The sequence below is a fragment of the Streptosporangium sp. NPDC002524 genome (assembly GCF_040295985.1).
Taxonomy (GTDB): domain Bacteria; phylum Actinomycetota; class Actinomycetes; order Streptosporangiales; family Streptosporangiaceae; genus Streptosporangium.
The window spans coordinates 60,081-79,283 of record NZ_JBEOWK010000017.1 but is presented as its reverse complement, the minus strand read 5'-3'; the positions used below and the strand labels follow the sequence as shown (position 1 = coordinate 79,283).

Sequence of the window (19,203 nt, the reverse complement as noted above, 5' to 3'; positions counted from 1 at the left end):
CACGATGGGCTCATGAACGAGGAACACGACGGCGTGCAGATCCTGAACGTCGACGAGGTCGAACCCGTCGAGGTCGCCCCCGGCATCGTCCGGCGGCGGCTGCCCGCCACCGAACTGGCCCGTGGCTGGGTCTACGACTTCGCGCCGGGCAGCGAGTGGCCGGAGGTCGACGTGCACGAGGGGGAGGAACGCTACTACGTCGTGTCCGGCGAGTTCGTCGACAGGGGCCACCGGCTCGGTCCGGGCAGCTACGTGGTGTTCGCCCCAGGCAGCACCCACCGCCCGCGCACGGAGACCGGGGCGCGCATGCTCGGGATCAGCATCCCCCCGCGTCAGGCGCACTGACCCGCGAGCGATCGATCTCGTGGCGGAAGGACGGCCACGCGGGCGCCGGTGCGCGGTCCGGTCACGGGTCCGGAGGAGCGGCGGCGCGGAGGCCGCCCGCGGGCGTCGGGGGCGCCGGGCTTTCCTGTGGTGGCGGGGTGGTGTCAGGCGGTGTGCTGGTAGGCAGAGTAGGTCAGGTAGCCCGTGTCGCCGCCCTGGTAGTAGGTTGCCTCGTCGACGGGAGCGACGGGGAGACCGGTACGCAGCCGCTCGACCAGGTCGGGGTTGGCGAGGAACCCGCGGCCGAAGCTGATGAGGTCGGCGCCCAGCCCGAGCCAGTGGTCGGCCTCGGCCCGTCCGGTCTGCTTGGGGCCCATCGGCAGCACCGGGTTCGTGATGAGGGTGCCCGGCCACGCGCGGCGCAGCCCGACCAGCACGTCCTCACCGGTGGTGGCCTCAAGATGGACGTAGGCCAGGCCGAGGTGGGCCAGCTCGGTCAGCAATGCGGTGTACAGCTTCGGGACGTCGGTCTCCTCCACGCCCCAGAACGTCCCGCCCGGGGAGAGACGGATCCCGGTCCTGGCCCCGCCGACGGCTTCGGCGGTCGCCGACACCGCCTCGACGGCGAACCGGATCCGGTTGGCCACCGAGCCTCCGTAGCGGTCCGTGCGCAGGTTGGCGTTCGACGAGAGGAACTGCGAGATCAGGTAGCCGTTCGCGCCGTGCAACTCCACGCCGTCGAAACCGGCCTCGACGGCGCGGCGGGCGGCCTGGGCGTACGACTCGGCGTGCTCGGGAACCTCGGCGGTGTCCAGGGCGCGCGGCGTCGGCGCGGGCCGGGGGCCGGACGGCGTGAACACGTCGCCGACGGCCGGGACCGCCGAGGGCCCGACCGGCCGCGTACCGGTGGTGGCGGGGTGGGAGACCCGTCCGCCGTGCATGAGCTGGGCGAAGATCCGCCCGCCGCTGGAGTGCACGGCGGCGGTCACCGGGCGCCACGCGGCGACCTGCTCGTCGGTGTGCAGTCCCGGCGTGCCCGGGTTGGACTGCCCGATCAGGCTCGGCTGCACGCCCTCGGAGATGATCAGCCCGGCCGTCGCGCGCTGCGCGTAGTACGTCGCCATCGACGGCGTCGCCAGCCCGCCGGCGGCGGCCCGGACTCGCGTCATCGGGGCCATCACCATCCGGTTGGGAAGCGTCAGGCCGCCGAGCCGATAGCTGTCGAAAAGGGTCGTCACGTCGTCCTCCGTGGTCGTCGATCCCGGGTCGCGGGTACGGTGAGTACGCTAGAAGCTCACATGGATGTCAGGGGCAAGCCCTGTGTCGCAGATCACAGTGGGAGGACGAGGTGCGCATCGGCGAGCTCGCGTCACGGACCGGGGTCAGCATCCGGTCGCTGCGCTACTACGAGGAGCAGGGGCTGCTCGCCAGCACCCGCAGCACCAGCGGACAGCGGCACTACACGGACGACGAGGCCGAGCGGGTCGCGTTCATCCAGCGCCTGTACGCCGCGGGCCTGTCCAGCCGCACCATCGCCGAGCTGCTCCCGTGCGTCGATTCGCCCAGCGCGGAGAACTCCGACGCCGCCCTGGAACGGATGGCGCAGGAGCGCGACCGGCTCTCCGCGCACATCGCCGACCTCGTCCGCACCCGCGACGCGCTCGACGGGCTGATGGCCACGAACCGGGCGCACCGCGAACAGCTGCGGGTACCGCTGGCCGGCTGAGGGGGCGGCCGAAGGGCCGCGCCCGGATCAGGCCTCGGCCTGTTCGAGCAGCTCCTCGGCGCGCTCCGGGCTGCCCTCGGCGAGGCCGCGGCCGATCGCGCGACGGGACGCGAGCCACGTCACGACCCCGACGAGGAACACGATGCCCTCGGTGACGGTCAGCGCCCAGATGATGCCCGCCAGCCCGAACCAGAGGTCGCCCAGGAGCACGATCGGGACGAACAGGACACCGTGCGCCACCGACATCACGATCGCCGCCGCCGACCGCCCCGCCGCCTGGAACAGCGACGTGATCAGGCCCGTGAACCCGTTCACGACCATCGCCACGAGCTGCGCCGTGAGGACCGTGACGCCGATCGCGAGGACCGAGCGGTCCGCGGAGAACGCGGAGAACACCTGCTCGCGGAACACGAACACCGTCGTCGAGAAGATCAGGACGATGCCGCCCACCGTGACCGCGGACGCGCGCAGCGCCGACGCGAGACGGCTCCGGTCACCCTTGCCGTACGAGTAGGCGAGGAGCGGTAGCACGCCGATCGTGACGCCCATCACCAGGAACTCCGGAACCTGCGCGATGCGGACCGCGACGCCCATGGCCGCGAGCGCGCCGTCGCCGTAGGCGGCCGCGAGGTTGTTGAGCACCAGCGTGGTGACGATCATGAAGGTGGCCTGGAACAGCTCGCCGACGCCCACGCCGAGGACGGGCCTCACCACGGCGGGCGAGAGCGTGAACCAGCGCGGCGCGAGGCTCACGTGCTCGCTGTGCCGCCGCAGCCAGACGGCGAAGTAGGCGACGACGCCGAGGTTCGCGAGGCCCATCGACAGCGCCGCACCGGCGACGCCCCAGTGCAGCACGAGGATGAACAGGACGTCGAACACGACGTTCGCGACCGCGGACGCGATGATCCCGATCATCACCTGGCGCGCGGCGCCCTCCGCCCGTACGAGCTGTTCGAGGCAGAACGCGGCGGCGAGCACGGGAACGAAGGCGAGCATGACGGCGACGTAGGCGCTCGTCGCGGGTACGGCGGCGGCGTCCGCGCCGAGCAGCGACACGAGCGGGCGCAGCAGGAGCAGCCCGGCGCCGCCGAACACGACTCCGGCGATCACCGAGCCCCAGACGGCGAACGACGAGACGTGCCTGATCTCACCGGCCCTCGCGGGCTCGTGCTCCGCCGCGCCGAGCAGCCGCGAGATCAGCGTGCCGCCGCCGACGCCGAACACGCCGCCGACCGCCATGACCAGGCCGAGCACCGGCGTGCCGAACGTGATCGCGGCGAGCAGCGCGGTGTCGTGGAGCGAGCCGATGAAACCGGCGTTGACGAGGTTGTGGACGGCGCCGACGATCATCGCGGCGGCCATCGGCACGCAGAGGTGCACGAGGGCGCGGACGATCGGCGCGGTCGAGAGGTACCAGCGGTTGGTGCCGACGGCGTCGGCCTTCGCGGGGGATCCGAGGTTCGTGCTGCTCATGGCTGTTCCTTCTCCGGGCGGGTTCGAGTTCTTCCGGGCAGGTTCGAGCGCGCGACGGCGGGCACGCCGGCGCGGCGAGGGGATGTTCTGGATGCGCGGCCGGGCCGCGTTCGGGATGTCGCCGGGGTACGGCGGGAACGGGCCGCGGGCTGAGTCAGGTGCCGGTCAGCGGCGGTCGCGTCGGCGGTGTGCGGCGCGGATTTCGGCGTCGGTGACAGCGTCGGTGACGCTGACGACGTCGGTGACGGTGACGGCGTCGGTGACGGCGTCGGTGTCGGTGTCGGTGTCGTTCAGGAGGGTGGAGAGCCGGGCGGTCTCGGTGGAGGCGGGGTTTGAGCGGCGACCGGACGGCGGGTGGCGGTGGTGCCGGACGGCGCTGGTCGGCGCCGGATGGGGCCCGTACGAGTCCCGGCGCTCCGCATCGTGTTGCCGGGACTCGCCGTCGTACGCGGAGACGGGCGCCGGCTCCTCATGGGCGGGTTCGAGCGCGCGCCGGCGGGCGTCGGCACGGTGAGGGGATGGTCCGGACGCGCGGCCGGGCCGCGCGTCCGCGGTTACGGCCGGGTCGGTTGCGGCAGCTCCGCGGTGATCTTCGTGAGCAGGGCGTGCAGGGTGGTCCGCTCGGCCTGGTCCAGGGGGGCGAGGATCGTCTCGTCGGCGGCGGCCATCGCGGTGTCGAACCCGGAGATGAGCTCGGCGCCGGCCGGCGTCGCGTAGACGCGTTTACTGCGCTCGTCGCCGCCCTCCGTGCGGCGTTCGACGAGGCCGCGGCGCTCCAGTCCCTGCAGCAGGCTCGAGACGCTCGCCGCGCTCGTGCGGGTCATCCGCGCGATGTCACGCTGGATCGCGCCGGGGTTCTGGGCCAGGTAGCCGAGCGCGAAACCCTGCTCGTGGCTGAGCTCGCGGTCCCGGATCCAGTCCTCGGCGGCCTTCCGCTGAGCCCACATGATCCAGCGGACCAGCCCGAGGGTGCTGGTGAGGTTCGGTGCGTCCATAGTAAGGACACTAACTGTTAGGAGTCTAACTGTCAATGATCGAACTGATTGGCTTGTTGCCGTCCGCCGGTGTGGTCGGGGCGTGCCGGTCGCCATCGGTTCGCCGGGCGCCTCCTGCGGATTCGTCTGCTCCGCGCTTCGGTTCGACCGGTGAGCCGGGGGTGTCCCGCATCTCGTGTCGCCGTCCGGTATCTGTCCTGCGGTGGTGGCGTTCGAGTATCGCCGCCGGTACTCTGAAGTCAATTACTCCAATTTTTGGAGTAATTGGAGCGCTGTGACGGAGACGTCGCCAGACGTGACCATCGGTGCGGGGGCCCGGTGATCGGTCGCGTGCCGCCGACGGCGACGCGCCGGGACGCGCCCCGTCCAACCGCCCGCCGGACGCCGTGGAGGACACCAGAGGCCACGGCCGTACGACCACCGAGCCCAAGGAGCATCGATGTTTCTCGTGACCGGAGCGACAGGCAGTGTCGGACGACACGTCCTCGCCGACCTGCTCGCCATGGGACACCCGGTTCGCGCGCTGTCCCGCGCCCCCGGACAGGCGTCCCTACCGCGGCAGGCCGAGATCTTCCAGGGCGATCTCGCCGAACCGGAAGGACTGCGCGAGGCGCTGCGCGGGGTGCGTGCCGTCTACCTGATGGCGTTGGGCGGCGCACCGGTGCCGTTCGCCGAACTCGCCGAACGCAGCGGCGTGCGGCGGATCGTCCTGCTGTCCACCAGCGACGTCCTCGACGGCATCGAGGACGTCGAGCGGCAACCGGACGCGGTGGCGCGGGCCCACGCCGCGTTCGAGCAGGCCGTGGCCCGGACCGGTATGCGATGGACCTTCCTGCGTCCCAACGAGTTCGCCGGCAACAGCCTGCACTGGGCACCGCAGATCAAGGCCGGCGATGTCGTGCGCGCCCCCTACCCGCTGGCGCGCACCGCGCCGATCCACGAGCGGGACATCGCCGCCGTCGCGGTGCGCGCTCTCACCGAGGACGGGCATCACGGGGCTAGGTACGAGCTGACCGGCCCCCAGGCCATCACGCACGCCGACCAGCTCGACGCGATCGGGGCGGCGATCGGGCGCCCCCTGCGCATGGAGGAGATCCCCGCCCGCGACGCCCGCGAGCAGATGACCCGCTACGCGCCTCCCGCGATCGTCGACGCCGTCCTCGACCAGCTCGCGGCGGCGGTCGAGCGGCCGTCCGTGCCGACCGACACCGTTCGGCGGGTCCTCGGCCGGTCGCCGTACCCGTTCGCCGACTGGGCCCGCGAGCACGCCGCCGACTTCGGCTAGCCGACTGACTACGCTGGCGCCGACTCACTCATCGACATGGGGGTTGGCGTTGTCAGACGACACCAGGCGGCAGATGGTCGACCGGCTCATGCTCGCCCTCACCGACCTGCAGAACGTCTCCGACCAGGTCGACCAGGCCATCAGCTCCGTTCTCGGCCTCAACCGCACCGACGCCCGCTGCCTGTCGTGCCTCATCATCCGGGGCCCGATGGCGGCGGGCGACCTGGCGGCGGTGGCGGGTGTCGCCCCCACCGCGCTCACCTTCGCCGTCGGCCGGCTCGAACAGGCGGGCTACGTGGAACGGGCGCGGGATCCCGCCGACCGCAGGCGCGTCCTCGTCACCGCCACCGGCGAGGCGACCCGGTTCGCCGAACGGATGTGGAGCCAGACCGTCACCGACTCCGAGCAGCGCCTGTCGAACTACTCGACGCAGCAGCTGGAGCTATTGACCAGGTTCGTCGACGAACAGATCGAACTGCAGAGACGGCAGGTGCTGCGCATCCGCGACGGTTCGGGCACGGGCCAGGAGGATCATTAGGGCCGGTCCGAGCCGAGCGGGGCCGGGCTGGCCGAACCGGGCTGAGCTGGCCGAGCCGGGCTGAGCCGGTTCGAGCCGGTTCGGACTGGGCCCAGCCGGGCCGAACCAGGCCCAGCCGAGTCGTGCCAGGTCCAGCCGGGCCGAAAGCAGGTCCAGCCGGGTCGTGCCGCGCTGCCGCGAACCGCGATCACCCTCGGTGGGTTGGCGGCCACCGCCGCGACAGCGCCGGGTCCCGCCGCGGACCCCGCGGACGACGCCCGGGGTGACGGACGGGTTCGCGGCGGACGGGTTCGCCACGGACGGGTTCGCGACGGACATCGAGCCCAGAGCCCAAGGACTACCCGGCACTCACCGGGGCCTCCGCCGCGACCTGGGAGGCTGCTTCGGACAGGAAGTTCGCGCGCCGGAGCAGGGGCCGGCCGGACGCGGTGCCGATCAGGGTGCCCGCGTGGCCGGTCAGCACGGTGCAGCCGCCCGCGTCGCACAGGTCGGTCCAGCCGACCGGGGTCGCCACCGGCAGCCGCGTGCGGATCCGGCCGTCCGCGTCCGCCATGTACAGCCGGCCGTTCATCGCGGCCAGCGCCACGGCCTCGGCTCCGGCACCGGTTCCGGCCGAGGTTCCGGCACCGGCCGAGGTTCCAGGGGCGGCCTCGACCAGGCTCCAGGTGGAGGTCTCCGGGTCGAACAGCCACAGGCCGTCCGCCGCGGCGGCGAACAGCTCGCCGTTCACCATGCCCAGGCCGACCCCGCCGCGAGGCCCGTCGGCGAGGGTGGTCCAGCCGTGTTCGGGGTCGCGGAAGACGAGCCGGTCGTCGGCGGTGAGGCCGTACAGGCCGATCGGATGGACGGCGGTGGCCTCCCGGGGGGTGGCGAGGGCGACCAGCGCGGGGGCGGTGCCCGCGGGGCGCCAGCGCAGGTTCTGGTCGGAGATCTCGCGGGTGAGCAGCGAGCCGTCCCGGGTGGCGCCGTACAGCAGGGAGTCGAACACGGTCATCGCGCCGACCCCGTCCGCGCCGCCGATGGTCTCCCACCCGCCCGTACGCACCGACAGCCGGTCGAGCACGTTGCGGGTGATCCGGTCCACGGCCGGATCGTGCAGGGTGTTTCCCCAGTTCACGGTGGAGGCGGTGAACACCGTCCCGGCGCCGAGGCCGAAGACGCCCATGGTGGCCATGCCGCCCTGGCCGTACCGGTGCCAGTGCCGCAGGTCGGCGGTGGCCAGGACGACGAACGACGGCGGGGTGCCGTCGCGCCCGGTGGCCACCGGCACGCCGTCCTCCTCGACGAAGTCGCAGGCGTCGGTCTCGTAGCCGATCGCGCCCTTGCCGAACGTGTCGCCCTCGCACAGCTTGGTGCCCTCGAACACCCAGTGCTCGGGGAACCGGACGGTGTAGGACTCCTCGCGCATGAGCTGCATGTACGGGCCCCAGGTCCCGGCGCCGCGCCGGAAGCTGACCCCGGTCAGGCCGTTCTCCGGGCGGTTCACCGGCGCGCTGGACCACTCGACCGTGGTGAGGGCCGGGTCCACGGCGGCGATCGGGTCGGCGATCGCGTCGCGGTAGCAGACCATGGTGCGCCCGTCGTCCTCCAGCCGGAACTGCCACCAGCAGGTGTTGCCGGAGAAGACGGCCAGGTTGCCGCCCCGGCGGACGAACTCCTCGACGCTGTCGCGCATCCCCGCCGACCAGTACTCGTCGTGCCCGCTCACCGTGAGCAGCCGGTAGCCGGAGAGCAGCTCGCGCCCCTCGTGCAGGTCCAGGGCCGAGCAGTAGTCGACGTCGTACCCGGCGGGACCCAGCCAGCGGATCATGCCCTCCTCCCAGCGTTCGGGCGGCGGCCCGCCACCCGGCCGGTCGAAGGACACTCGCGAGGCGCGGGTCGGCTGCTCGCTCCAGTAGATGGACTCGCCGGGGATGCCCGCCCGGTTGTAGGCCTGCCAGGTCGGGAACGGGATCGACAGCAGGATCGGCGAGCTGGGCCGGGCGGCCCGTACGACGAAGTAGACCTCGCTGCTCTCCTCGTCGGCGGTGAAGATCGCGCGGTAGAGGGAGCTGCGCCACCCGGTGGAGACGTCGAGCGTCCACACCGGGCCGGTGAACTCCCCGTCGAGCACGGCCAGGTCGGTGGCGACGTCCTCGACCAGCACCGAACCGCGCAGCGGGGCGCGGGAGGCGCGGGCGAGGTGGAAGCGGAGCGCGCCGCCCTGGACGCAGGACGTCGACTCGGCGTAGGCGTGGACCGTCATCGGACACCTCCGGCGCGCGGCCCCCGGGACCCGGCCACGGCGTTCGACCAACCGGCTACGGGCACGGCCACCGCGCTCGACCGACCGGCTGCGGGCACGGGCGGGACGCTCGGACGACCGGTCGCGGGGTCGGCTTGGAGTGCGGGCGGGGCGTTCAACCCGTCGGCCTGGGGTTCGGGCAGGGCGCTCAACCCACCGGCCTCTGGTTCGGGCGGGGCGTTCAATCCGCCAGCCTCTGGTTCGGGCGGGGCGCTCAACCGACCGGCTCCAGCACCTCGTGGAACGCGGCCTCGACCAGCAGCGACTCCAGGTCGAGCAGGTAGCGCTCCATCGCGGGGCGGGGGAGGTAGCCGGTGTCGGCGGTGAGCGAGACGCCGAGCCCGCCGGGCTCGCCGGTCACGTGCAGGCAGAATCGGCAGTTGAGCCGGTCCTGGCTGAGCGGCCAGGTGAGCGTCGTCTCGTCCAGGGCGCGCCGCACGCTCGTCTCGTCGGGGGAGGCGTCCACCCGGTCGGTGAAGCGCATGTCGTTGAAGCAGCAGTACGGGTGGATCCGCACGCCCCGCTCCCGGCCGGCCCGCTCGGTGAGCCGGTCCCGGTCGTCCGGGTCGTGGTAGGCGGACCGGTAGGCGCGCAGCGCGGCGGGCTTGGCCGCGCGCAGCAGCTCGCGGAAACCGCCCTCGCGCAGGTCCAGCACGAACAGGCCCTCCTGCGAGAGCGTGGTGACCGCGTTGACGGTGTCGCCCCGGAAGCGGTTGCCCACGATCGGCAGCATCGCGCTCACGTCGTGGCCGGTCGTCCTCCCGGCCAGCACGGACGCGGCGGCGAGCAGGACGGTCGAGGTGCTCGTGCCGCTCAGCGCGGCGATCCGCTGCACGGCCAGGTCCATCGCCCGGGAGACGAGGTGCGCCCGCCAGATCGGCGGATCGGCGGGGACGTCCGCCCGCCGGTCGAACATGGTCGGGGGGATGCGCCGGTATCCGCTCTCCCAGTGTTCCGCGGCCACCGCCGCGACCTTCAGGCCCTGCTCCGAGCCCTGCCAGCGGGCCAGCTCCAGCGGCGAGGGCGGGGGCGGCCCGGGTACGGAGCCGCGCAGCAGGAGCAGCCGCAGTTCCGTGACCGCCACCTCGGCCCCGAGGCCGTCGGCGGCCAGGTGGCAGAAGACGAGCACGATGTGGGTGACCTCGTCGCGGTCGACGACGAGCCCGATCCTGAGCGGCCACTCGTTCCCGTAGTCGAACGCGGTCTCCGCCAGCGCGTCCCGCAGCCGCTCGGGGTCGCCCTCCGACACGGTGACCGGGATGGAACCGCCGGTCGCGAGCACCTGCCACGGCTCCGCGCCGTCGCCCGTCCAGAGGTCGCCTCCGTGCGGTGACGCGTCGCCCGCCCGGACGACCCTCCCGTACGGCTCCGCGCCGCTCAGGTGGACGACCTTCCCGTACGGTTCCGCACCGCCCGTGCGGACGGTCCTGTCGTGCGGCGCCTCGCCCAGCCTGGTGCGCAGGGACTCGTGCCGTTCCACCAGCGCGCGCAGGACCTCGGCGGCCCCGGCCACGGTGAGCGGCCTGGCCCGTCTGGGCACGGCGAGCACGCGGCCGAAGTTGAAGTAGTGGTCGTCCGGCGCCGTCTTCTGGATCGTGTCCCAGATGGCCCGCTGCCCCCAGGTCAGCGGTGCCATCTCCGATCGGCTCCCCGAGAACCGGATGTCCATGTGCTTCCCCCGTTCGGAAATGCGTTCAGGAATGCGCGCGTTGCGCCTCGTTGATGTGCCGTTCCAGCGCGTCGAGGTCGTCCAGCAGGTCGAACCCGTCGCCCGACAGGTCGATCTCCACCCCGAACTCGGTCTCCACCGCGTCGATCAGCCGCATCTGCGCCAGGGAGGTGACCCCCAGCGCGGACAGCGGGACCGTGGCGGCCAGTGCCTCCCCGGCCGTGACCGCTCCGTCGGAGGCCGAGGCCACCATCGCCGCCAGCCGTTCCCTAACCATCGACAGCCCCTCTCGTACGGTCTCCGGCGCCGCTCGCCGGGATCCGGATTCGGTCACCGCGCATCTCACGCCCCTCTCGCGCTGAGCGGGCGCAGGTCGGTCCAGACGCGGTCGATGTGGGCGAGGCACTCCTCCTTGGTGCCGGAGACGCCCTCCTCGCGCCAGCCGTCCGGGAGGTCCCGGCCGTCCGGCCAGATCGAGTACTGCTCCTCGTGGTTGACCACGACGCGGTGACCCATCTCAGCTCCCGGTTTCCATGAGGCGCTCGGCCTCCTCGTCGGACATCTCGGCCAGTTCGGCGACGAGCAGCTCCTCCACCGCCGCCGCGAGGTCGGCCACGCTGCTGCGGGCGAACAGGGTGCGGATCGGCACGTCCACCTCGACGGCCGCGCGGAGCCTGGCGACGGCGCGGGTGGCGAGCAGCGAGTGCCCGCCCAGCGCGAAGAAGTCGTCGAAGGCGCCGACCTCCTCGATGCCCAGCACCTCGCCGAAGATCTCGGCCACCAGCTCCTCGGCGTCGCCGCGCGGGGCGGTCCTCGTCCGGGACCCGGCCTCGGGCGCGGGCAGCGCGGCCCGGTCGAGCTTGCCGTTCGCGGTGAGCGGCAGCGCGGTGAGGCCCACCCAGAGCGCGGGGACCATGTAGGCGGGCAGCGTCCCGGCCAGGTATCCGGCCAGCTCGTCGCCCGTGGCCGTGCCGACGACGTAGCCGACCAGCGTCTCCCTGTGCACGGCCACCGCCGCCTGGCCGACGCCGGGGTGGGCCAGCAGCCGCGCCTCGATCTCGCCGGGCTCGATCCGGAAGCCGCGGACCTTGACCTGGTCGTCGAGGCGGCCGAGGAACTCCAGCTGCCCGTCGGCCCGCCAGCGCGCCAGGTCGCCGGTCCGGTAGATCCGCTCCCCGCCGAGGACGCCGGGAACACCGGAAGCACTGGAAGCACCGGGAATGTCAGGAACACCGGGAACGCCGGAAGCACCGAGGACGGGGAAGCGTTCGGCCGTGAGGTCCGGCCTGCCCAGGTAGCCGACGGCCACCCCGGCCCCGCCGACGCACAGCTCGCCCGGCGCCCCCGGCGGCACGGCCTCGCCCGCGCCGTCCAGGATCAGGATCGAGGTGTCGGCGATCGGGACGCCGATGGGCGGGCGCCCGGGGGAGCCGTCCAGCTCGGCGGCGGTGGCGATGATCGTCGCCTCGGTCGGGCCGTAGGTGTTGACCAGCCGCACCCGGTCGCCGAAGCGCTCCCGCCAGCGGGCCACGGCCGCCTCGTGCACCTGCTCGCCGCCGAGGATGACCAGCCGCAGGGACGGCGGCCAGGCGATCTCGCCGATGTCGTCGACGAGCGCGTGCCAGTACGCCGTGGGCAGGTCGAGCACGGTGACCCGGTCGAGGTGGTCGGGCAGGGTGACGCCGCCCTCGGGCAGCAGCTCCAGCCGGGCCCCGGCGGCCAGCGCCGGATAGATCTCCTCGGCGTGGGTGTCGAAGCTCAGCGAGGCGAACTGGACCACCCGGTCGTCGGGACGCAGCCCGTACGCGTCGCGCATCCACCCGACGCGGGCGGCCAGGTTGCGGTGCGAGACCACGACCCCCTTGGGCGTCCCGGTGGACCCGGAGGTGTAGATCACGTACGCGGCCGAACCGGACACCGGGACGAGGGGGTGCTCGTCCGCGTGCGGCGTGCCGGGCCGGGCCGTACGGACGTCGGGTGGAACTCGGTCGTCCGCGTGCGCGCGCGGGGTGCCGGAGGGCAGCCGGTCACCCAGGTTCGCCGTGGTGAGGACGAGGGAGGCGCCGCTGTCGTCCAGCATGAACGCGAGCCGCTCGGCGGGGTGGTCCGGGTCGAGCGGCAGGTAGGCCGCCCCCGCCCGCCAGACGGCGAGCAGGGCCGCGACGGCGTCGGGCGACCTGTCCAGGCAGACGCCGACCACGTCGCCGGGGGCGACACCCCGCCCCCGCAGCAGCGCCGCGAGCTCGTCCGCGCGGGCGTCCAGCCCGGCGTAGGTGAGCGTGGCGTCCCCGCACCCGATCGCCGTCGCGCCCGGCGTGGCCCGTACGGCCGCCGCGAACAGGTCCGGCACCGGGGGAGCGGGCGGTCGCGCGGGTCCCCGCGAGAGGCGCCGCAGCAGGGCGTCGTCGTCGCCGGTGCGCAGCGGCAGCTCGGAGACCCGGTCGCCGGACGCGTCCGGCAGCGCGGTGAGCAGCAGGCGGAACCGCGCGGCCATCGCCTCGATCGTGGCCCGGTCGAACAGCTCGGCGTCGTAGACGAAGCTGAGCGCCAGCTCGTGCTCGTTCTGCCAGGCCTCCAGCATCAGTTCGAGCTTGGCCTGCCGCATGCCGTGCTCGAACCCCGTCGTGGTGAGCCCCGCGAAGGCGTCGCGGGACTGCGCGAAGTCCTGCGTGTGCAGGATGAGCATGGTCTGGAACAGCGGCGTGCGGGTGAGGTCGCGCTCGACCCGCAGGGCCGTCACCAGCTCCTCGAACGGCACGCCCTGGTGGGAGAAGGCGTCCAGGACACCGATCTGGGTCTCGCGGAGCAGGTCGGCGAAGGTGGGGTCGGCCGACAGGTCGCCGCGCATGACCAGGGTGTCGCTGAGGTAGCCGACGACCGGTTCGAGCTGGACCCGGTCCCGGCCCGCGGTGGCCGTACCGACCAGGATGTCGTCGTGCCCGGTGTGCCGCGACAGCAGGACCTGGTAGGCGGCGAGCAGGACCATGAACATGGTGGCGCCGTGCTCCCTGCCCAGCCTGGCCAGGGCGGTGGCCTCCGCCGCGTCCAGCCGGACACTCGCCACGTCGCCGCGCCTGGCGGCCCCGGCGGTGCGCGGCCGGTCGACCGGCAGGTCCAGCGGGGTGGGGTCGGCGAGCCTGTCCCGCCAGTAGCCGAGCAGGTCGCCGAGGTCGCGCCCGCGCTGCCAGAGGGCGACGTCGCCGAACTGGAGCGGGACCGGGGGCAGGGCGGCGGCCCCGGAGTACAGCCGCGACACCTCGTCGAAGATGAGGTTGAGCGACCAGCCGTCGCCGAGGATGTGGTGCAGCACGACGCACAGGACGTGGTCGTCCTCGCCGATCCTGATCAGGGTGACGCGCAGCGGCGGCCTGGCGCCCAGCTCGAAGGGCGCGTTGGTCAGGGCCGCGACCAGCTCCAGCGCCCCGGCCTCGCCCGCCGCGTCCGTCTCCTCGACGGTCACGGGACCGGGCGGGTCGACGACCACGACCGGCACGCCGTCCGCCTCGGGGAACCGGGTGCGCAGGCTCTCGTGCCTGGCGACCGTCCCGGCCAGGGCCCCGGCGAGCGCCTCCCGGTCCAGCGGCCCGCGCAGCCGCCTGACCAGGCACATGTTGTACGACGCGTCGTCCGGGTCGAGCCGGTTGAGGAACCAGAGCCGCTCCTGGCCGAAGGAGAGCGGAGGCACGGTCCCCTCGGGCCTCGGCCGAGGCCCGTCGCTCCGCCCGCCGGACGCGGTCGCGATCAGCTCCGCCAGCCCGGCGACCGTCGGCCGGGTGAACACCTCCCGGACGGGCACCTCCGTCCCGGACAGCGCCGCCAGCCGCGCGGTGACCATGGTGGCGAGCAGCGAGTGCCCGCCGAGGGCGAAGAAGTCGTCGTACGCCCCGACCTCCGCGGCCCCGAGCACCTCCGCGAAGACCTGCGCGACCATCCGCTCGGCCGGGGTGCGGGGGGCGACCGCGTCCCGTGAGGAGGTCGCGTCCACGTCCGGGAGGGCGTTGCGGTCGATCTTGCCGTTGGGGGTGAGCGGCAGCGCCTCCACCTCGACGAACACGCTGGGCACCATGTAGCCGGGCAGCTCGCGCGCGGCGCGCTCCCCGAGCCCGTCGAGCACTCCCGCGCCGCCCGTACTCCCCGCGCCGTCCGCGTCCGTTCCCGTGCTCGCGTCCGTTCCCGCGTCCGGGGCCGGATCCGTCTTCGCGTCCGCTCCCGCGTCCGTCTCCGGTGGCGCGGCGGATTCGGCAGGTTCGGCGGATTCGGCGGGTTCGGCGGGTACGACGAAGGCCACCAGCCGGTCCCCGCGCACCGCGACGACCGCCTGCCGCACACCGGGGCAGGCGTCCAGCACGGCCTCGATCTCGCCCAGCTCGATGCGGTGTCCCCGCAGCTTGACCTGGTTGTCGGTCCGGCCGAGGAACTCCAGGGTGCCGTCGTTGCGCAGGCGGACGCGGTCTCCGGTCCGGTAGTGCCGCGAACCCCCGGGGCCGGGGACGAAGCGCTCCGCGGTGAGGGCCGGGCGGCCCAGGTAGCCGGTGGCGACCCCCTCGCCACCGATGAGCAGCTCCCCGGCCACCCCGATCGGGCACGGCCCGCCGCCGGGGTCGGCGACGCGGACGACGGTGTTGGCGATCGGGCGACCGATGACGATCTCGTTCGGATCCTCGGGGACGTCCCAGGCCGTGGACCAGATGGTGGTCTCGGTCGGGCCGTAGACGTTGACGAGCCGGTCGACCCGGGGACGCAGCTCGCGGGCGAGCCGGGGGGCGAGCGGCTCGCCGCCGGTCAGCCCCACCACGCGCGGCAGGTCCCCGGCGAGCAGGACCCGCCATCCAGAGGGCGTCGCCTGGACGTGGGTCACGCCCTCCTCCCCGACAAGGCGCGCGAGCCGCACCCCGTCGCGGGCCGTCTCCGCGTCGGCGACGACCACCCGCCCGCCCGTCACCAGCGGCAGGTAGAGCTCCAGGGCGGAGATGTCGAACGACAGCGAGGTCAGCGCCAGCCACACGTCCTGGGGCGAGGACCGCACCAGGTCGCGCATCGCGAGCAGGAAGTTGGTCAGCGCCCGGTGGGGGACCACCACTCCCTTCGGCCGTCCGGTGGACCCCGAGGTGTAGAGCACGTAGGCGGTGTCATCGGGAAGCGGCCGGGCCGGGGCGCCGGTCGCCGTACCGGTCGCGGGGGGAAGGTCGTCGAGGCCGGTCAGCACCAGTGCCGCCGCGGAGTCCTCGATCACGTACGCGACGCGCGCCTCCGGGTAGTCGGGGTCGACGGGGAGGTAGGCGGCGCCGCTCATCGCCACGCCCAGCAGGGCGACGAGCATGTCGGCGCCGCGCTCCATCCGGACCGCGACCAGCGAGCCGCGCCCGATCCCGGCCGCGCCCAGCCGTCCGGCCAGCTCCGCCGCCCGCGCGACCAGTTCCGCGTACGTCAGCTCCCGCGCGCCGATCTCGTCCGCCGGCCCGTCGACCGGCCCGTCGACCGGCCCGTCGACCGGCGCGGTCCCGGTGGGCGTGGCGCGTACCGCGACCGCGCCGGGGGTCGCCGCGGCCTGTTCGAGCAGCAGGTCGACGAGGGTGACCTCGGGCAGCTCGGCCGCGGTGTCGTTCCACTCCTCCAGCAGGGCGAGCTCCGCGTCCGGCAGCATCCGCAGCGAGCCCACCGGGGAGCCGGGGTCCGCCACGACGGCCGCGAGCAGCTCCTGGAAGCGGGCGACCATCTGTTCCACGGTCTCGGGGTCGAACAGCTCGGTGCTGTAGATGGCGGTGCCGTACAGGGCGCCGTCGCCGCCCTGGTAGATGTCGACCGACAGGTCGAGCCTGGCGCGGGCCCAGCCGTTGGGGAAGGACGTGGCGACGAGGCCGGGCAGCGGATCGACCGGCTCGCCGTGGGTGTGCAGGGCGAACAGGGTCTGGAACAGGGGCGTGCGGCTCAGGTCCCGTTCCACGTCGAGGTCCACCACGAGGCGCTCGAAGGGGACGTCCTGCCGCGAGAGCCCGTCCAGCACGACCCGGCGGGTGCGGGTGAGCAGCTCCTCGAAGGTGGGCTCGCCGGACAGGTCGCAGCGCAGGGCCAGCGTGGTCGAGAGGAAACCGATCATGGTCTCCAGCTCGGTGCTGCCGCGACCGGCCGAGGGGGTGCCCACGCAGAAGTCGGTCTGGCCGGTGTGCCGGTGCAGCAGGACCTGGTAGGCGGAGAACAGCACCATGAACGGCGTGCAGCGGGCGCGGCGGGCGAGGGCGCCGATCGAGGCGACCACCTCGGGGGCGATCCGGAACTCGACCTCGTCGCCCGCGCCGGTCCGCCGGGCGGGACGCGGCCGGTCCGCGGGGAGGTCCAGGGGAGGCACCCCGGCGAGCTTCTCGGTCCACCAGCGCAGCTCGGATTCGGCGGGGCGCAGGTCGCGAGCGTACTCGCCGTACTGCAGGGGCAGCTCGGGCAGCGGGGCGGCGCCCCGGCTCCCGTAGTGGGCGGACACCTCGGAGCGGAGCACGTTCAGCGACCAGCCGTCGCCGTTGATGTGGTGCAGGACGACGCAGAGCACGTGCTCGTCGGGGCCGAGCTCGATCAGCGAGACGCGGAACGGCGGCGCGGCGGCGAGGTCGAACGCCGTGTTGGTGAGCGCCGTGACCAGGGCCGCGACCTCCCGCTCGCGCCGGACGACCTCGCCGTGGACCGCGAACCGGCCGATCGTCACCGGCGACGGCGGCTCGACGACCGCGACGGGCTCCCCGGCCACCTCGCGGAACCGGGTCCGCAGGCTCTCGTGCCGTGCCGCCACCGCGCTGAAAGCGGCCTCCAGGGCGATCTTGTCAAGGTGACCTTTCAACCTGTAAACATAGGATGTGTTGTAGGCAGAGTCACCTGGATCGAGCCGGTGGAGGAACCAAAGCCGCTGCTGGCCGTAGGACAGGGGGTATTCGGTCCCCGATTGGCCGGTCGGAACGGTCTCCGGTGGGAACACGCAGGGCTCCTTTGTCGGCCGCGGGCCCGTTAGTTCACGCAAACGCGTTGGAGGTTAGTACGCAAAAGGCCCGCTCTGTGCAGATTTGACCAGTTGGGCGGGCATCGGGAAGGGTCTCTTTCTGGAAAGAAACCTTTCAGTTAGTTCTGCGGTCGTCAGTGTTACACCTTCGCCCTTAGGGCGCAAGGGTCACTTTCGCGTGGGTTTTGTTGCCTCTGCGAACCTCTCCCCAAAGTCTTGCGCACCCCTTACGATCATGTAAGACTGACGCTCGACTTTAAATAGTAAAGATTCTTTCCTGTAGTGCCCCGGGTGCTCGCACACACCGAGGGCAGATACATCCGATCTTTAGTGGGAGGTTCACTTGGTGAACCTGACCGTCCCCCAGCTGCTCGGAGACCGGGCCCTCACCGACCCCGACGGGGTCGCGCTGATCGTGCACGGCTCGGCCCAGCTCACCTACCGCCAGTGGCACGAGCGGTCCACCGCGCTCGCGAACGCCCTGGTCACACGCGGTGTCGGCCGGGGCGACCGGGTGGGCCTGGTGTTCGGGGCAGCGGACTGGGCCGACTACGCCGTGGCGTTCTGCGGGGTCCTGGCGGCCGGAGCGGTGGCCGTACCGCTCTCCGACCGCCTCACCCTCGATGACCTGCGCTTCATGCTGGAGAACTGCCGGGCGACCGGCGTCGTCCACGCCGCGGGTCTCGCCGTGCCGGAGATCGGCTGGAGCGCCACGGTCGACGGTCTGGACGCCGAAACGTCCTACGAGAAGGGCGACATCGCGCCTCCGGAGCCCGCGGAACTCGGGGACCTGGCCCAGATCCTCTACACCTCCGGCACGACCGGCCGTCCCAAGGGCGTCTCGGCGACCCATGCCAATCTGGCCTACGGCTGCGGGGCGAAGCGCCGCCCGTTCGCGCACTCCCGGCATCTCGTCCACGCCTTCCCGATCGGGACCAACGCCGGGCAGGCGATGCTGATCAACGCGCTCGACGCCCAGCCGGCCGTCGTGACGCTGCCGCGCTTCACCCCGGCCCGCTTCGCCTCGCTGATCGAGTCCTACCGCGCCGGGACGGTCTTCCTGGTCCCCGCGATGGCCATCGAGCTGGTCAACGCGAAGGTGGCGGAACGGCACGACCTGTCCAGCGTGCTGCTGCTCGGCTCGGCCGCCGCGCCGCTGCCCTCGGCCGTCGCCCAGGCGCTGACCACGGCCTTCCCCAACGCGACGATCACCAACTACTACACCTCGACCGAGGCCGCCCCGGCCCAGACGGTCATGATGTTCGACCCGGACCGGCCGGGAAGCGTCGGCCGGGCCATCGCCGGGGGGCGGGTCAGGATCGCCACCGCGGAGGGGGAGCCGCTCGCGCCGGGGGAGACCGGGGAGGTCTGGATGCGGTCCCCCGCCGCGCCGCGCGCCTACTACGGCGACCCCGACAGCGGGACCTTCCGCGACGGCTGGGTAAGGATGGGCGACCTCGGCTACATCGACGCCGACGGCTACCTCTACCTCGTCGACCGCGAGAGCGACGTGGTGAAGTCCGGGGCCTTCAAGGTCTCCACGATCCACGTCGAGGAGGTCGTCTACCAGCACCCGGCGGTGATCGAGGCCGCCGCGTTCGGGGTGCCGCACCCCGTGCTCGGCACCGTCGTCACCGTGGCCCTCGCCACCAGGGAACCCCTCGCGCCCGAGGACCTGCGGATCTTCCTCAAGGACCGCCTCGCCCCGCACGAGCTGCCCGCGCACGTCCTCGCGGTCGACGCCCTGCCGCGCAACGCCGGGGGCAAGGTCGACAAGAAGGCCCTGCGCCGGACGATGGAGGACGCGTGATGGACCGGGTCACGCCCGAGAAGGCCTCCGGGCCGTCAGCGGAGAACGCACACCGGCTCACCTCTGAGCCGTCACCGGAGAACGCGTCTCTGCTCACCCCCGGACCGTCACCGGAAA

13 protein-coding genes are annotated in these 19,203 nt (G+C 73.0%); 5 read left to right on the top strand and 8 right to left on the bottom strand.

What is annotated here, in order from left to right; genetic code table 11:
• Positions 1-12 precede the first annotated feature (12 nt).
• A complete protein-coding gene (locus tag ABT053_RS27705) occupies positions 13-345 on the top strand; it encodes a cupin domain-containing protein (RefSeq protein ID WP_350972678.1) in 333 nt (110 codons plus the stop codon).
• A 143-nt stretch (positions 346-488) separates the two neighbouring features.
• Here the strand turns inward: ABT053_RS27705 and ABT053_RS27700 are convergent, their stop codons facing one another.
• Positions 489-1,562, bottom strand: a complete 1,074-nt coding sequence (locus tag ABT053_RS27700; protein ID WP_350972677.1) for an alkene reductase — start codon at positions 1,560-1,562, stop codon at positions 489-491.
• Positions 1,563-1,672: 110 nt separating this feature from the next.
• On the opposite strand from ABT053_RS27700, the gene ABT053_RS27695 reads away from it, so the two are divergent.
• Entirely contained in the window at positions 1,673-2,050 is a 378-nt protein-coding gene (locus tag ABT053_RS27695; RefSeq protein WP_350972676.1) for a MerR family transcriptional regulator, read from the top strand.
• A gap of 27 nt (positions 2,051-2,077) precedes the next feature.
• Here ABT053_RS27695 and ABT053_RS27690 read toward each other — a convergent pair whose 3' ends face one another.
• Together ABT053_RS27690 and ABT053_RS27685 are read right to left on the bottom strand one after the other, a co-directional pair.
• On the bottom strand, positions 2,078-3,523 hold the full coding sequence (locus ABT053_RS27690) for an MATE family efflux transporter (RefSeq protein ID WP_350972675.1): 1,446 nt from the start codon (positions 3,521-3,523) through the stop codon (positions 2,078-2,080).
• Between the two features lie 554 nt (positions 3,524-4,077).
• Positions 4,078-4,518, bottom strand: a complete 441-nt coding sequence (locus ABT053_RS27685; RefSeq protein ID WP_350972674.1) for a MarR family winged helix-turn-helix transcriptional regulator — start codon at positions 4,516-4,518, stop codon at positions 4,078-4,080.
• Between the two features lie 439 nt (positions 4,519-4,957).
• On the opposite strand from ABT053_RS27685, the gene ABT053_RS27680 reads away from it, so the two are divergent.
• On the top strand, positions 4,958-5,803 hold the full coding sequence (locus ABT053_RS27680; RefSeq protein WP_350972672.1) for an SDR family oxidoreductase: 846 nt from the start codon (positions 4,958-4,960) through the stop codon (positions 5,801-5,803).
• Positions 5,804-5,852: 49 nt separating this feature from the next.
• On the top strand, positions 5,853-6,341 hold the full coding sequence (locus tag ABT053_RS27675) for a MarR family winged helix-turn-helix transcriptional regulator (RefSeq protein WP_350972670.1): 489 nt from the start codon (positions 5,853-5,855) through the stop codon (positions 6,339-6,341).
• Between the two features lie 337 nt (positions 6,342-6,678).
• On the opposite strand, the gene ABT053_RS27670 is transcribed toward ABT053_RS27675, so the two are convergent.
• The 5 genes from ABT053_RS27670 to ABT053_RS27650 all read right to left on the bottom strand — a co-directional run bounded on the left by ABT053_RS27670 (position 6,679) and on the right by ABT053_RS27650 (position 17,255).
• Positions 6,679-8,586, bottom strand: a complete 1,908-nt coding sequence (locus ABT053_RS27670) for a N,N-dimethylformamidase beta subunit family domain-containing protein (RefSeq protein ID WP_350972667.1) — start codon at positions 8,584-8,586, stop codon at positions 6,679-6,681.
• 253 nt (positions 8,587-8,839) lie between these two features.
• Positions 8,840-10,261, bottom strand: a complete 1,422-nt coding sequence (locus ABT053_RS27665; protein WP_350972665.1) for a condensation domain-containing protein — start codon at positions 10,259-10,261, stop codon at positions 8,840-8,842.
• Positions 10,262-10,319: 58 nt separating this feature from the next.
• Complete coding sequence (locus ABT053_RS27660; protein ID WP_350972662.1) at positions 10,320-10,571, bottom strand: acyl carrier protein; 252 nt, start codon at positions 10,569-10,571, stop codon at positions 10,320-10,322.
• Between the two features lie 65 nt (positions 10,572-10,636).
• The gene (locus tag ABT053_RS27655; protein ID WP_350972660.1) at positions 10,637-10,810 is read right to left on the bottom strand and encodes an MbtH family protein; all 174 of its coding nucleotides are present in this window, start codon (positions 10,808-10,810) and stop codon (positions 10,637-10,639) included.
• A gap of 1 nt (position 10,811) precedes the next feature.
• A complete protein-coding gene (locus ABT053_RS27650) occupies positions 10,812-17,255 on the bottom strand; it encodes a non-ribosomal peptide synthetase (RefSeq protein WP_350972659.1) in 6,444 nt (2,147 codons plus the stop codon).
• 367 nt (positions 17,256-17,622) lie between these two features.
• On the opposite strand from ABT053_RS27650, the gene ABT053_RS27645 reads away from it, so the two are divergent.
• Positions 17,623-19,086 (top strand): class I adenylate-forming enzyme family protein, encoded by a 1,464-nt coding sequence (locus ABT053_RS27645; RefSeq protein WP_350972658.1) that lies wholly within the window; start codon positions 17,623-17,625, stop codon positions 19,084-19,086.
• The last annotated feature ends 117 nt before the right edge of the window (positions 19,087-19,203 follow it).